At 71.4% G+C, this 13674-nt stretch carries 13 protein-coding genes; 6 read left to right on the forward strand and 7 right to left on the reverse strand.

Translation table 11 applies throughout. The features are described from left to right. Nucleotides 1-37 precede the first annotated feature (37 nt). The 5 genes from ACFU3E_RS13835 to ACFU3E_RS13855 form a co-directional block, all read right to left on the reverse strand. Nucleotides 38-1090, reverse strand: coding sequence for an aminotransferase class V-fold PLP-dependent enzyme (locus tag ACFU3E_RS13835; protein ID WP_384156262.1), 1053 nt, complete (start codon nt 1088-1090; stop codon nt 38-40). A gap of 96 nt (nt 1091-1186) precedes the next feature. After that, the gene (locus ACFU3E_RS13840; protein WP_384156265.1) at nt 1187-1909 is read right to left on the reverse strand and encodes a DsbA family oxidoreductase; all 723 of its coding nucleotides are present in this window, start codon (nt 1907-1909) and stop codon (nt 1187-1189) included. Nucleotides 1910-1981: 72 nt separating this feature from the next. Then, the gene (locus ACFU3E_RS13845; RefSeq protein ID WP_384156268.1) at nt 1982-2476 is read right to left on the reverse strand and encodes a GNAT family N-acetyltransferase; all 495 of its coding nucleotides are present in this window, start codon (nt 2474-2476) and stop codon (nt 1982-1984) included. A gap of 45 nt (nt 2477-2521) precedes the next feature. Then, complete coding sequence (locus tag ACFU3E_RS13850) at nt 2522-3130, reverse strand: DUF1349 domain-containing protein (protein ID WP_384156271.1); 609 nt, start codon at nt 3128-3130, stop codon at nt 2522-2524. 131 nt (nt 3131-3261) lie between these two features. Then, on the reverse strand, nt 3262-4791 hold the full coding sequence (locus tag ACFU3E_RS13855) for an aldehyde dehydrogenase (NADP(+)) (RefSeq protein ID WP_384156275.1): 1530 nt from the start codon (nt 4789-4791) through the stop codon (nt 3262-3264). A gap of 132 nt (nt 4792-4923) precedes the next feature. Between ACFU3E_RS13855 and ACFU3E_RS13860 the strand changes: the two genes are divergently transcribed. The 3 genes from ACFU3E_RS13860 (at nt 4924) to ACFU3E_RS13870 (ending at nt 8000) form a co-directional block, all read left to right on the forward strand. Continuing rightward, entirely contained in the window at nt 4924-5697 is a 774-nt protein-coding gene (locus tag ACFU3E_RS13860; RefSeq protein ID WP_031109054.1) for an IclR family transcriptional regulator, read from the forward strand. Between the two features lie 3 nt (nt 5698-5700). Further along, nucleotides 5701-6174, forward strand: a complete 474-nt coding sequence (locus tag ACFU3E_RS13865; protein ID WP_384156278.1) for a GNAT family N-acetyltransferase — start codon at nt 5701-5703, stop codon at nt 6172-6174. A gap of 368 nt (nt 6175-6542) precedes the next feature. Beyond that, nucleotides 6543-8000 (forward strand): peptidoglycan D,D-transpeptidase FtsI family protein, encoded by a 1458-nt coding sequence (locus ACFU3E_RS13870; RefSeq protein ID WP_384156522.1) that lies wholly within the window; start codon nt 6543-6545, stop codon nt 7998-8000. A gap of 93 nt (nt 8001-8093) precedes the next feature. On the opposite strand, the gene ACFU3E_RS13875 is transcribed toward ACFU3E_RS13870, so the two are convergent. Then, nucleotides 8094-9551: an NCS2 family permease gene (locus ACFU3E_RS13875; protein WP_384156281.1), complete on the reverse strand. Its 1458-nt coding sequence runs from the start codon at nt 9549-9551 to the stop codon at nt 8094-8096. A 268-nt stretch (nt 9552-9819) separates the two neighbouring features. Between ACFU3E_RS13875 and ACFU3E_RS13880 the strand changes: the two genes are divergently transcribed. From ACFU3E_RS13880 to ACFU3E_RS13890, 3 genes are all read left to right on the forward strand, one after another. Then, nucleotides 9820-10419, forward strand: coding sequence for a SigE family RNA polymerase sigma factor (locus tag ACFU3E_RS13880; protein ID WP_384156284.1), 600 nt, complete (start codon nt 9820-9822; stop codon nt 10417-10419). Further along, nucleotides 10416-11270: a hypothetical protein gene (locus ACFU3E_RS13885; protein ID WP_384156287.1), complete on the forward strand. Its 855-nt coding sequence runs from the start codon at nt 10416-10418 to the stop codon at nt 11268-11270. Before ACFU3E_RS13880 ends, ACFU3E_RS13885 begins: the two co-directional genes overlap by 4 nt. A gap of 85 nt (nt 11271-11355) precedes the next feature. Then, nucleotides 11356-12189, forward strand: coding sequence for a pectate lyase (locus ACFU3E_RS13890; protein WP_384156290.1), 834 nt, complete (start codon nt 11356-11358; stop codon nt 12187-12189). A gap of 228 nt (nt 12190-12417) precedes the next feature. On the opposite strand, the gene ACFU3E_RS13895 is transcribed toward ACFU3E_RS13890, so the two are convergent. Continuing rightward, on the reverse strand, nt 12418-13572 hold the full coding sequence (locus tag ACFU3E_RS13895) for a chondroitinase-B domain-containing protein (protein ID WP_384156293.1): 1155 nt from the start codon (nt 13570-13572) through the stop codon (nt 12418-12420). Between the last annotated feature and the right edge of the window lie 102 nt (nt 13573-13674).

Genomic DNA, 13674 nt, shown 5'->3' on the forward strand with positions numbered 1-13674 from the left:
CCTCCTCGTGTGGGACGGGAGGCCCCACCCGGTTCTGTCATGCCGCCAGGACCTCGAGGAGCCGGTCCACGTCCGCGGGCGTGTTGTAGAGGTGGAACGCGGCCCGCAGGTTCCCGGCCCGGTTCGAGACCTCGATGCCGGCCCGGCTCAGTTCGCCCTGCCGGTGGCCGAGCCCCGGCACCGACACGATCGCCGAGCCCGGCGCGGGCACCGGCTCGTGGCCCAGCCCGGCGAGCCCGGCGCGGAAGCGGTCCGCGAGGCCGACGTCGTGGGCGTGCACCACGTCCACGCCGACCTCTTCGAGCAGTTCCAGTGAGGCACGCAGCCCGGCGTAGGTGAAGAGAGCGGGGCTGACGTCGAACCGTCGCGCGGAGTGGGCGAGTTCCTCGACGGGGCCGTAGCAGCTGTCCCAGGGGACCTCGCCGGCGACCCAGCCCGCGAGCAGCGGCGTGAGCCCGCCGAAGTCCTGCGGGGCGACGAAGAACGAGGCCCCGTGCGGGCCCAGGAGCCACTTGAATCCGACGGCGGCGAGGAAATCGTCCGCGCCGGCCTCCATCGGCAGCCAGCCGGCCGACTGGGAGGCGTCGACGTAGGTGCGGGCGCCGTGCGCCCGGGCCGCCTCGCGCACCGCCGGAAGGTCGGCGAGGCGGCCGTCGGCGGACTGGGCGGCGCTGACCGCGACGAGCGTGGTACCAGGGCGGACGGACTCGGCGAGCCGCTCCAGGGGCACGGCCCGCACCTTGAGGTCGCCGCGCACGTGGAACGGGTTCACCAGCGACGCGAAGTCCCCCTCCGCCGTGAGGACTTCGGCGCCGGCGGGCAGCGAGGCGGCGATCAGTCCGCCGTACTCGGCGACCGAGGCCCCGGTCGCGACGCGCTCGGCAGGAACGCCGGCCAGCCGGGCGAAGGACGCGCGGGCGGCCTCCACGTCCTCGTACAGGGGCCCCAGGGGCGTGCCCTCGGCTCGCATCCGCACCGCCTGCTGCACGGCGCCGACGGTACGGGCGGGCAGGAGCCCGTTGCTCGCGGTGTTGAGGAAGGTCTGCTTCGGGGTGAACTCGGCACGGACGAGGTTCTCGAAGGTCTCCATGGGACCACTCTGCGTCTCCGGGATCTCCCCGTCCATTGCCGATTTCTGCGTGATGCCGCTAAGGAGCGCTTATGGATGCGCTCCGAGCTGGGCGTTTCAGCGCCGGGGCACGGCGCAGCCGTCCGGGCCGCAGGCGTCCGCGGCGTCGGCGTCGCCGCCGCCGACGGTCTTCAGCGGCGCGCGCTCGCCGTACGCCTGGGTCAGGGCCTGGGCGAAGACCTCGGCGGGCTGGGCCCCGGAGACGCCGTACTTGCGGTCGAGGACGAAGAACGGCACGCCGCTCGCCCCGAGCTGCGCGGCCTCGCGCTCATCGGCACGGACCCCGTCCGCGTACGCGCCCGGGTCGGCGAGCACCGCGCGCGCCGCCTCCGCGTCCAGCCCGGCGGCCGAGGCGAGCTCCACCAGCCGCTCGTCGTCATCGAAGACGGAGCGCTCCTCGGCGAAGTTGGCCCGGTACAGCAGGTCGAGCAACTGCTCCTGGCTGCCCTGCTCCCTGGCGAAGTGCAGCAGGCGGTGCATGTCGAAGGTGCTGCCGTGGTCGCGGCCCCGGGTGCGGTAGTCGAGCCCCTCGGCGGCGGCCTGTGCGCCCAGGTTGTCCTCACCGGCCTCGGCCTGCGCGGCGCTCATTCCGTACTTCTTGGTGAGCATCGTGATCACGGGCTGGATATCGCCCTTCGCGCGACCCGGGTCCAGCTCGAAGGAGCGGTGCACCACCTCGACCTCGTCGCGGTACGGGAAGTCCCGCAGCGCCTTCTCGAAGCGGGCCTTGCCCACGTAGCACCAGGGGCAGGCGATGTCGCTCCAGATCTCGACGCGCATGTCTCGGCTCTCTCCAGGTCGTACGGTACGGAGACTCCCTCCGCCGATGCATGAACGTTCAAGCAGCGGACTTCATTCCCCGGCCGGGGCGAACCGCATCCGCAGGTGATGGTCCCCCGGCCCGGGCGGTTCCGGGACCCATCCCCGCCGCCGGTAGAACCCCTGCGCCCGCAGGTTGTCGACGTGCACGTCGAGGAGGGCCGCACGCCTGCCGTCGGCCCGCCACTCCTCCACACAGGCCGCGTGCAGCGCGGTGCCGACGCCACCGCGCCAGTGCTCGGGGTCGACGTGGAACTGGAACAGCTTCACCGAGTCCGCCGGGGCGTCCTCAGGAGTGCGGAAGGAGGCGAGGCCGATGATGCGGCCCGCCTCCACGACGCACAGCACACGGCCGTCCGGCCGGGCGAGGGCGCTGCGCCAGGAGGCGGTCCAGTCGGTGCCGTCCTGCGGCAGCCCGCCGGGGTAGTACGTCGCGCGGGCCCGCGCGTGCAGCGCGACGACGTCGGCCACCTCGGCGGGCAGGACGGTACGGATCACACGGCCCGGAACCACTCGATTGCTGATCATGGAGCGGAAGACGGGGCCGGCCGGGACACGGTTCCCGGGCGGGCCTCAGCTGCCGTCGCGCAGATCGTTCGGCCAGGACGGCCTGAACTCGATGTGGTCGTACGTCACCACGCAGCCCTCCCCCATCGGGGACTGGGTCATGAAGCCGACCAGGGCCGCGTCCGCCTCCTTCTCGCCGCCGAGGGTGAAGAGGCGGACGAAGGTCCAGCGTTCCCCGTCGCGGGAGGCGTGGAAGGCGAAGGCGCGGCCGGTGCGGCTGACCCGGAGCCAGACGGAACTGCCGTCCACCGTGAAGGAGTTGGCGTCGTCGGAGTGACCTCGGGTGACCACCGTGCAGACGGTGGGGACGTCCGGGGAGTACTCCAGGCAGAGCTTGGCCCAGGCCCGCTCCCCCACATGGACGTAGAGCACCCCGGCGTCGAAGGCCGCGCCGAACCCGACGGTGACCTTGGCGATCAGCTGGAAGTCCCCTTCGGGCGCCCCGAGCAGCCGAGGCGCGTCGGAAGCCGGGTCCAGCCCCTCACCGGTGGGCGGAACGAACCGATCCTGCCGCGGCCCGGCCCACCCGGTGAGCACGCCGTCTTCGTAGGACCACTGCGCCTCGGGCCCGTAAGTGCGCAGGGCGAAAGGAAGTTCGGGAAGTTCGAGATCCATTCGGCCGAGTCTTTCAGGTCCGCCCCTCAGGGGCGCGGGACTGTGCCAATTTGCTGCTCCGCCGCATGGGCGCGATCAACCACGACGAACCGGCACCTCGCGGCTCACCGCGCCCCTACGGCGCTACCCGGTCAACGCTCAAGTCGCCCGTTGAACCGCCGCGGCAGCCCCAGCGGGTTCTCGTCCCGCAGCTCCGCCGGCAGCAGCGCCCCGGGCGCGTTCTGATACGCGACAGGCCGCATCCACCGCTCGATCGCGGTCCCGCCCACCGACGTGGACGTCGACGTCGTGGCCGGGTACGGCCCGCCATGGTGCTGAGCCGGCGCGACGGCGACACCTGTCGGCCAGCCGTTCACCAGCACGCGCCCGGCCAGCGGCGTCAGCTCCGCGAGGATCTCGGCGCCACGGCCCTGCCCCGCCGCCTCCTCCTCGGACAGCTGCACCGTCGCCGTGAGGTTGCCGGGCAGCCGCGCCAGCACCGCCTTCACCTCGGCCTCGTCCTCGTAGCGGGCCACGACGGTGACCGGCCCGAAGCACTCCTCCAGGAGCAGGTCGTGCTCGCCCTCCGCCGCCAGCCTGCTCGCCGGCACCGTGAGGAAACCCGCGCTGACGGTGTGCTCGCCACCCGCGCCCGGGGTGACAGGGGAGTCGACATCGGGCAGCCCGGCCCGCTCGGCGACCCCGGCCACGAAGTTGTCGCGCATGCGGTGGTCGAGCAGGACGCCGGCGTCGGTGTCGCTGACGGCGTCGGTCAGGGACTTCAGCAGGGCGTCACCGGCGGCGCCTCCCGGCGCGAGGACGAGGCCCGGCTTCACGCAGAACTGGCCGACGCCCAGCGTCATGGAACCGGCGAGACCGGCGCCGATCGCCTCGGCGCGCTCGGCGGCAGCGGCCTCGGTGACCACGACCGGGTTCAGGGAGCCCAGTTCGCCGTGGAAGGGGATCGGGACCGGGCGGGCCGCCGCCGCGTCGAAGAGGGCACGGCCACCGCGCACGGAACCGGTGAAGCCGGCCGCCGCGACCAGGGGGTGCTTGATCAGCTCGACGCCCGCGTCGAAGCCGTGGACCAGACCCACGACCCCCCCGGGGATGTCGTGCCGGGCGGCGGCGCGGCGCAGCACCTTGGCGACGTACTCGGACAGGGCCGGGTGGTCCGGGTGGGACTTGACGACGACCGGGCAGCCGGCCGCGAGGGCGCTCGCGGTGTCACCGCCCGCGACGGAGAAGGCGAAGGGGAAGTTCGACGCCGAGTAGACGGCGACGACGCCCAGCGGCACCTTGTAACGGCGCAGGTCCGGGATCGGCGGGGTCGCGGTGTCGTCGGGGTGGTTGATGACGACGTCGAGGAAGGCGCCCTCGTCGACGATGTCCGCGAAGGCCCGCAGCTGGTAGCAGGTGCGGGCGAGCTCGCCGGTCAGCCGGACCGGGCCGAGCGCGGTCTCGGCGTCGGCGGCGTCGACGAGACCGTCCCTGGCCGCCTCCAGCTCGTCCGCGGCGCTGCGCAGGAAGGCCGCGCGGACCGTGCGGTCGGCGAGGGCGCCGCGCGCCTCGTGCGCGGCCCGGACGGCGGCGTCCACCTCCTGGGCTGTGGCCTCCACCGCAACCTGTTCACGCTGCTTCCCGGTTCGGGGGTCGACACTCCAGACTGGTGCTGCTGCCACCGCGGGTCCCTCCACACATGTATTGCCGCAGTACTGGGTCATCCACCAGGCACGTTCGATATACTGAACGCTGTCTCTGATGATGAATATGCTGTGGAGACTATTTCCCGTCCAACGAAGGGGTCAAGGGCGATGTCGGCTGGCGAGACGGGCGGCGGGGCGCAGGTCAAGTCCGCGGTACGAACGGTTGAACTGCTCGAATACTTCGCCGGACGCCCCGGCATGCACTCCCTCGCGGCGGTCCAGGAGGCCGTCGGATATCCCAAGTCCAGCCTGTACATGCTGCTGCGCACGCTGGTCGAGCTGGGCTGGGTGGAGACGGACGCGACGGGCACGCGGTACGGCATCGGGGTGCGGGCCCTGCTGGTCGGCACGTCGTACATCGACGGTGACGAGGTCGTGGCGGCGGCCCGCCCGACGCTGGACCGGCTCTCGGACGACACCACCGAGACGATCCACCTCGCCCGCCTCGACGGCACCAACGTCGTCTACCTGGCCACCCGCCAGTCGCAGCACTACCTCCGCCCCTTCACCCGCGTCGGCCGGCGGCTCCCCGCGCACTCCACATCCCTCGGCAAGGCGCTGCTGAGCACCTACTCGGACGAGCAGGTCCGCAAGATGCTCCCGGAGACGCTGCCGGCGCTGACCGAGCACACGATCACCGACCGGGAGAAGCTCATCGAGGAGCTCCGCCAGGTGCGGGAGCAGGGCTTCGCCGTGGACCGCGAGGAGAACACGCTGGGGCTGCGCTGCTTCGGCGTGGCGATCCCGTACCGCACGCCGGCGCGGGACGCGATCAGCTGCTCGGTGCCGGTGGCCCGGCTGACCCCGGCGCACGAACAGCTGGTGAAGGACGCGCTCTTCGACGCGCGGGACCGACTGACACTGGCGACTCGTAGGCTCTGAGGCATGAACGTCGAGCTGCGCCAGGTCCACGACAGCGATCTGCCGGTCTTCTTCCGGCAGATGAACGACCCCGAGTCCCTGACCATGGCGGCCTTCACCCCGGAGGATCCGGCCGACCGGGCCGCCTTCGACACCCGCTGGTCCCGGCAGCGCTCCTCGCCCGACGTCGTCGCCCGTACGGTCCTGGCCGACGGTGACGTGGTCGGCAGCGCGGCGGTGTACGGGGTGCCGGGTGAGCGCGAGGTGACGTACTGGATCGACCGCGCGTACTGGGGCAAGGGCATCGCCACGCGGGCCCTGCGGGCGCTGCTCGCCGAGGTGCCCGAGCGCCCGCTGTACGCACGGGCGGCGTCGGACAACACGGGGTCGCTGCGCGTGCTGGAGAAGTGCGGGTTCCGGGTGGCGGCGGCGGCCCGGGGGTATGCCCCGGCCCGGGGTGCCGAGATCGACGAGACAGTGCTCATCCTGGAGGGCTGAGGGGCCTCTCCCCGGTCACCTCGCCGTTCCCGCTGACCCGGCCGGTGGAGTCGGCCGCCGTGTGCGCCGGCCGTGCGGTGTGGAGGCGGCCCTGCTCGCCCCCGGGCCCGCGCCGGGCGCGCGGCGAGCAGGGCCGGACGGCTGCCTGCTTCACGCTGCACCCCGGGCTCGCGGGCCGGAGCCGCCCCGCGTGGGTGGCGGAGCTCACGGGTCGCGAGCGGGAGGTGCCACCCGGGACCGTACGCAGACGGTGATCGCCGTGTACGAAGCGGGCTTTCTGAACGGCGGATGAGAAAACCGGCCCGCCGGATGAGAAACCAGGACGGACGGGAACGATCCGCCCGGTGTGGCTCGTCCTCCTGTACGGAATGAACAAGACGATCAGGCGCGCTTCGGTCTTCTCGCTGCTCCTGGTGCTGGCTCTGCTGGGCAGGGCGACCTGGGTGCAGTTCTACGAGGGCCGGGCGCTGGCAGACGACAAGGACAACCGGCGGAACGCGATCGAGACGTACTCGGCGCCGCTCGGGAACATCGTCGTGGGCGGCCGGTCGGTCACCGGCTCGGCGGCGACGAAGACGGGCGACCTCAGGTACAAGCGGACGTACACGGACGGCCCGCTGTACGCGGCGGTGACGGGTTACGCGTCGCAGGCGTACGCCCCGACACAGTTGGAGGGCATCTACACCGACCTGCTCAACGGCACGGACGGCCGGCTCAAGTCCGTGATGGACACGCTCACCAACCAGCGGGCCGAGCCGGGCAACGTGATCACGACCATCGACCCGGACGTGCAGAAGGCGGCCTACGAGGCGCTCGGCGACAAGAAAGGCGGCGCCGTCGCCATCGACCCGAAGACCGGGAAGATCCTCGCGGTCGCGTCGACGCCGTCGTACGACCCGTCCGCGCTGACCGACGCCAACACGGCGGGGGCGGCCTGGCAGAAGCTCACCTCGGACCCGGAGAAGCCGCTGGTCAACCGCGCGCTGCGGCAGCCGCTGCCGCCCGGTTCGACGTTCAAGCTGGTGGTGGCGGCGGCCGCGCTGGAGGAGGGGCTGTACTCGTCGGTGGACGAGAAGACGGACAGCCCGGACCCGTACACGCTGCCGGGCACCAGCCGGGAGCTGACGAACGAGAACCCGAACGCGCCCTGCACGAACGCGACCATCCGCACGGCGCTGGAGTACTCGTGCAACAACGTCTTCGCGAAGATGGCCGTCAAGCTCGGCCAGGACAAGGTGAAGGCGATGGCGGAGAAGTTCGGCTTCAACGACGACGAGCTGGATGTGCCGGTCCGGGCCTACCCGAGCGTGTACCCGTCGGACATGTACCCGTCGCAGACGGCCCTGACGGGCATCGGGCAGTTCGACGTCACCGCCACGCCGCTGCAGATGGCCATGGTGTCGGCGGCCATAGCCAACGGCGGCAAGCTGGTGTCGCCGCATATGGTTTCGCAGATCACCGACAGCGGCGGTGATGTGCTGCGGGACTACGGCGACGACGTGGGCACGAAGGAGATCGTCAGTTCCTCGACCGCCGAGCAGCTGCAGTCGGCGATGGAGACGGTCGTGAACAAGGGCACGGGCACGAACGCCCAGATCCCCGGCGCGACCGTGGGCGGCAAGACGGGCACGGCCCAGCACGGTGAGAACAACAGCCAGGTGCCGTACGCCTGGTTCACCTCGTACGGCAAGTCCGGCTCGTCGGGCAAGGAGGTCGCCGTGGCGGTGGTCGTGGAGCAGTCGGACGCGGCCCGCTCGGAGGTCAGCGGCAACGGCCTGGCGGCGCCGGTCGCCAAGGCGATGATGCAAGCGGCGCTCAGGGACTGAACCTCCACCGCCGACAAGCCGTCTGTACGGACAAGACGGGCCGCCCCCCTCCCCCCGGGGGCGGCCCGTCCTCGTGTCACCGCGCGCCCGGCGTCACTTCGCTCCCAGGAGCTGCTCGATCGGATCGATCGCGAAGTACACGACGAACAGTGCCGACGTCCCCCACAGCAGCCAGTGGACCTCCTTGGCCTTGCCGAGGACGGTCTTGATGACGACGTAGGCGAGGAAGCCGGCGCCGATGCCGTTGGTGATGGAGTAGGTGAACGGCATCACGGCGATGGTGAGGAACGCGGGGATGGCGATGTCGTAGCGGTCCCAGTCGATGTGCTTGACCTGGGTCATCATCAGGAAGCCGACGGCGACCAGGGCGGGGGCGGCCGCCTGGAGCGGGACGATGGTGAGCAGCGGGGTGAGGAACAGCGCGAGGCCGAACAGGCCGCCGGTGACGAGGTTGGAGAAGCCGGTGCGCGAGCCCTCGCCGACACCGGCCGCGGACTCGATGTAGGAGGTCGCGGAGGAGGCGGAGGCCGCACCGCCGGCGACCGCGGCGGCACCGTCGATGAGCAGCACCCGGCCGAGGTTCGGGACCTTGCCGTCCTCGTCGAGCAGCCCGGCCTCGGCGCTGATGCCGACGACCGTGCCCATGGTGTCGAAGAAGTCGGACAGGATCAGGGTGAAGATCAGCAGGACGACGGTGATGACGCCGACGCCGGGGGCGCTGAAGGCGCCGAACAGGTCGAAGTCGCCGATGAGCCCGAAGTCGGGGGTGTCGACGAGCTGGTCCGGCCAGGAGGGCGTGGTCAGGCCCCAGGACTTGATGCCGGCCAGGGAGTTGATCAGTATCGCCAGCGCGGTCATGGTGACAATGCTGATCAGGATGGCGCCCTTGACCTTGCGGGCGAGCAGTCCGATCGTCAGCAGCACACCGAGGCAGAAGACGAGCATCGGCCAGCCGGCGAGGGTGCCGGTGCCGCCCAGCTGAACGGGCACGGTGGTGTTCGCGGCGTCCGGGATGCGGCTGACGAACCCGGCGTCGACGAAGCCGATGAAGGCGATGAACAGGCCGATGCCGACGCTGATCGCCTGCTTGAGCGGCTGGGGTATCGCGTGCATGACGGCCTCGCGCAGACCGGTCACCACCAGCACGCAGATCAGCAGGCCTTCGAGGACGATCAGGCCCATCGCGTCGTCCCAGCTCATCAGCGGGGCGATCTGGAAGGCGACCACGGCGTTCAGGCCGAGTCCGGCGGCCAGCGCGAGGGGCAGGTTGCCGCCGACGCCCATGATGATCGTCATGACCGCGGCCACCAGGGCGGTGGCGGTGCTGAGTTGGACGGCGTCCAGCTGCTGACCGGACTTGTCCTTCGCGCTGCCCAGGATGATGGGATTCAGGACAAGGATGTAGGCCATGGTGAAGAACGTGGCGAAACCACCGCGTATCTCACGGCCGAAGGTGGAGCCCCGCTCGGAGATCCGGAAGAACCGGTCGACGCTGTTCGCCGGGGGTGGGGTGGCGGGCGGCCGGTCGGTCACCTGCTGCGGTTCGGACATGGCGCGTGCTCCTCGGTGCCTGAGTGATCGGTGTGCGGATGCTGGCCGGATTGTGCCCGCGTCGAACCCTGTTCAGGTTTTCTCCGTGTTACGGAATCAGAGTCCGGCCCGCCATACGCCGTTCGAAGCTCTGTACGAACCATCCGACGATCGCTGCTAGGCTTCCCGATCGCGCCGGGACTCCCCCGGATGATCACATGTCATCTACATGACAGCCACAGGTGCCCCGTCCGGGAGCGCCCTGAGCCGCTGCGAGGAGAGGTCGCCCGTGGGCACAGTCGTCGACGACGCCGCCTCCGTGGAGTTCCACGCCTTCTTCGAGCGCCACTACGCCGAACTGTCCCGCCTCGCCTACCTGCTGACGGGTGAGTCGGACACCGCCGACGACCTGGCGGCGGACGCGTTGCTGGCGCTGTGGCACCGCTGGGACCGGGTGCGCGCGGCCGAGCATCCGGCGGCGTACGCGCGCGGCGTGGTCGCCAACCTGGCCCGTACCCGCATCCGCAGCGCGGTGCGCGAACGGCGGCGCATCGCCCTGTTCTGGTCGCAGCGCGAGGAGAACACCGAGAACCCGGACGTCGCGGGCGTGGTCGACGTGCAGGAGGCATTGCGCAGGCTGCCGTTCCGCAAACGGGCCTGTGTGGTGCTGCGGCACGCGTTCGACCTGTCGGAAAAGGACACCGCGCTGGCGCTCGGTGTCTCGGTGGGTACGGTGAAGAGCCAGACCTCGAAGGGAATGGCCGAACTCCAGCGGTTGCTGGGGACGCAGGGGGCCCCGCAGCGGATGCATGTGACGCTGGGTGCTCCCCGCTGCTCGCCCGCCGTCGAGGGCGTGCGCACCGGTGAGGGCGGAGGGAGGGACCGATGAGCATGCGGCGGGACGTGCACGAGGAGGTGCGCGCCCGGCTGCACGAGGCGGCCGGGGCGCACGAGCCCGACCGGGAGCGCATGCTGGCCCGGATCGAGCGCGGCATGGCCGGGCTGTCCGGTTCCGGCCACCGGGCGACGCGTCCGGCGGTGTTCGGCTGGATGCGGGTGGCCGGTGCGACGGCCGCGGTCGCCGGTGTACTGGCGGTGGGCGGTTACGCGGTGGCGTCCGCGGTGAAGGACGGGACCGCTCCGCAGCAGGAAGTGGCGACGTCGCCGACACCGACGCCCGCACCGTCCCCGGATGCGACGAGCCGGGCCCCCGAGCCCCCGGCTCCGGTGGAGCCGACGCCGAGCCGGTCACCCGAGCACCGCGAGTCGGGCCCGCCGCCGTCGAGGACGCCGAGCGCCCCGGCCACCGCGCGGCCGCCCGCCGCCGTCGAGGACGGCCCGCTGTGGTCGGACGGCTCGGTCGACCCGCACAGCAACGACTTCTGGGCACAGAGCAACATCACCCTCAAGACCCGCGAGCAACTGACCGCGCTGACCGTGCGGTTGCGGGTGGCCCAGACCGGCGGGGTCTCCGACGCGGGCGCCTGGCGCTCCCTGCCCGAGAACGACTTCACCCTCGCGGTCGCCGAACGGGACGGCTTCCTCGTCTACACCTGGACCCTCAAGGAGGACCGTACGGTCCCGGCGGGTGAGTGGGTGTTCGCCGGCCAGTTCGACCACGCACGCGGCGGCCGCGACGCGGGGGAAGACGCCTACGCGGTGACGGCCACGGCCGGTTCCCGGCACCTGTCGGTGGGCGGTGGTTTCGCCGCCGTGGGCGACCGCGACGGCGACTCGTGAAAATCTTCCGGAGAGGCGGCAACCCTTTCCTCACCGGTGGCGACCACCAGGCGCAAGAGTCACCACCCAGTTGAGGAACCGGTACATGACTGCACCCGCAGAACAGCGCGTCCGCCACCGCCGCAGTGTCACCAAGCGGCGGGCGGTGATCGCCGCGATGTCCGCTCTGGGCATCACGGGCGCGGCGATCGTCACCACGTCGATGCTGTCGACGGCGGGCGCCGCGTCCTCCTGGCCCACGGACAAGGGCAAGACGCCCGTGTCCAAGACCATCCCGGTCTCCGGTGTGCGCGACGGCGGGATGAAGATGTTCTACGGCACCGGCGCACTCGGCGGCGGCAGCCAGGACGAGGGGCAGGACCCGCTCTTCGAGCTGGCGGACGGCGCGGTCCTGAAGAACGTCGTCATCGGCACCCCGGCGGCGGACGGCGTGCACTGCAAGGGCAGTTGCACCCTGCAGAACGTGTGGTGGACGGACGTCGGCGAGGACGCGGCCAGCTTCAAGGGCAAGTCCTCGTCCGCGGTGTACAAGGTGATCGGCGGCGGCGCGAGGAACGCCGACGACAAGGTGCTGCAGTTCAACGGCGCCGGCACGCTGAACGTGTCGGGCTTCCAGGTGCAGAACGCAGGCAAGCTGGTCCGCTCCTGCGGCAACTGCAAGACGCAGTACAAGCGCACGATCGTGCTCAGCGACATCGACGTGACGGCGCCGATGAACTCGATCGTCGGGGTGAACGCCAACTACGGCGACACGGCGACGCTGTCGAAGGTCCGCATCCACGGCGACGGCAAGAAGAGGATCAAGACGTGTGTGCGCTTCGAGGGCAACAGCACGGGCAAGGAGCCCAAGGAGCTGACGCCGCCCGGCCCGGACGGCAGGAGCTGCAAGTTCAAGGCCTCCGACATCAGCTACCAGTAGGACCTGTCCCCCTGTGACTCCGGTTGGCCCTCGTCCCCCCTTGGGCCGGCCGGAACGCCGGGTGTCCGGCCCCCCAGTCGGACGTCCCGGCATCACGGCCCTCCGGAGCCCCCCTCCGGAAGGCCGGACGGTACCGGCCGAGCCCCCCTCGGCCGGTCGGCAGGACGCCCCCGTCGCTTCGCACCGGCGGGGGCGTCTTCATGGGTGGGGCATCCCGCGGTGGGCTCCTCAATCCATCGTCGAGCCGATGGTCGTGGAGCCGGTCGTCAGGAACGTCGTGGCGGGCAGGGAGCCGTCCGCCCGGCGCGCTCCGTGCGCACGGGCCGCGTCCGTCGACCTGAAGGGCGGGGTGGCGACGCCGCTGTCCCAGTTGTTTCCGGCCGAGACCGCCGAGGAGCCGAGCTGTGCCGCTCCGCCCTTGTCGCCGACGGCGAGGTTCTTGCCGAGGCGGGCCGTGCCGGTGGCGCAGTAGAAGCCGTTCCCGGCGTTGGCATACGCGGTGTTGCGGTTCAGGGCGAGGGCGCCGGTGTTGGAGTTCTCGGTGAAACCGTGCAGCGTGTTGTCCCAGGCCGCGTTGTCGTTGACGACGTGGGCGGCGGACGCGCCCCCGCCGCCCAGTTCGAAGCCGTTGCCGTTGCCCTCGAAGGCCGCGTCGTTCCAGCGGTTCTCGCCGTTGCCGAAGGCCCAGGAGTGCTCGATGGTGACCGGCGAGGAGAACTGCCACAGGTCGAGGCCGTCGTCGGAGTTGTTGTACAGCCGGGCTCCGGTGATCCTGTTCCCGGTCCCCGAGCCGAACTTGACGGCGATGCCGTCGGCGTTCTGGCCGTGGCCGGCCGGGTCGTAGTTGCCGTGGCTGTCCAGGTTCTGCACGAGGTTGTCGGTGGTGCCGTCGCCGCGCAGGGTGAAGCCGGAGTCGCCGTTGCCCGCGGTGACCAGGTTCCTGAAGACCCCGCCGACCGAGGACGTGGCGACGAAGCCCTGGGCCGGGGAGTTGACGAAGGCCAGGTCCTGGACGGTCCAGTGGTCGCCGTGGATCCCGGCCAGCCAGGAGCCGGCGGGCAGCTTGGACCCGTCGATCCGCACCTTCTCACCGCCGTACGCCCGCAGGGTGATGGGCGCGGCAGCCGTACCGTTCGCGGAGGACTTGAGGGTGGCGGCCGGATGGTAGGTGCCGCCGCGGACCTGGATCACGGTGCCGGCGGTGGCGTTCTTGACGGCCTGTTCGAGCTGGGCCGCGGTCGAGACGGTGACCGTCGTCGAGGCCGCCCGCGCGCCGCCGGTCGACAGCCCGAGGTAGACGCCGCCGGCCCCCGCGGCACAGGCCACGGCTGCGGCGATGGAGAGCGTACGGGTGCTGCGATGACGTCCGGTGCTCGGCAGCACGGAGCGTTCCTTTCCTGGGGGATCGGGGACGGAAACGGCTCGGAGGGGCCCGCTCCGGCCCGTTTCCGTCCAGCAGTCGCCGCCGCGCCGCAAAGGGTTGCC

This window comes from Streptomyces sp. NPDC057424, from assembly GCF_042803315.1.
Taxonomy (GTDB): domain Bacteria; phylum Actinomycetota; class Actinomycetes; order Streptomycetales; family Streptomycetaceae; genus Streptomyces.

Bases quoted from the DNA above. Each gene is read 5' to 3' on its own strand.
- ACFU3E_RS13840 (WP_384156265.1), bottom strand. From the start codon at position 1,909: ATGCGCGTCGAGATCTGGAGCGACATCGCCTGCCCCTGGTGCTACGTG.
- ACFU3E_RS13845 (WP_384156268.1), bottom strand. From the start codon at position 2,476: ATGATCAGCAATCGAGTGGTTCCGGGCCGTGTGATCCGTACCGTCCTG.
- ACFU3E_RS13865 (WP_384156278.1), top strand. From the start codon at position 5,701: ATGAACGTCGAGCTGCGCCAGGTCCACGACAGCGATCTGCCGGTCTTC.
- ACFU3E_RS13870 (WP_384156522.1), top strand. From the start codon at position 6,543: ATGAACAAGACGATCAGGCGCGCTTCGGTCTTCTCGCTGCTCCTGGTG.
- ACFU3E_RS13885 (WP_384156287.1), top strand. From the start codon at position 10,416: ATGAGCATGCGGCGGGACGTGCACGAGGAGGTGCGCGCCCGGCTGCAC.
- ACFU3E_RS13860 (WP_031109054.1), top strand. From the start codon at position 4,924: ATGTCGGCTGGCGAGACGGGCGGCGGGGCGCAGGTCAAGTCCGCGGTA.
- ACFU3E_RS13875 (WP_384156281.1), bottom strand. From the start codon at position 9,551: ATGTCCGAACCGCAGCAGGTGACCGACCGGCCGCCCGCCACCCCACCC.
- ACFU3E_RS13890 (WP_384156290.1), top strand. From the start codon at position 11,356: ATGACTGCACCCGCAGAACAGCGCGTCCGCCACCGCCGCAGTGTCACC.
- ACFU3E_RS13835 (WP_384156262.1), bottom strand. From the start codon at position 1,090: ATGGAGACCTTCGAGAACCTCGTCCGTGCCGAGTTCACCCCGAAGCAG.
- ACFU3E_RS13850 (WP_384156271.1), bottom strand. From the start codon at position 3,130: ATGGATCTCGAACTTCCCGAACTTCCTTTCGCCCTGCGCACTTACGGG.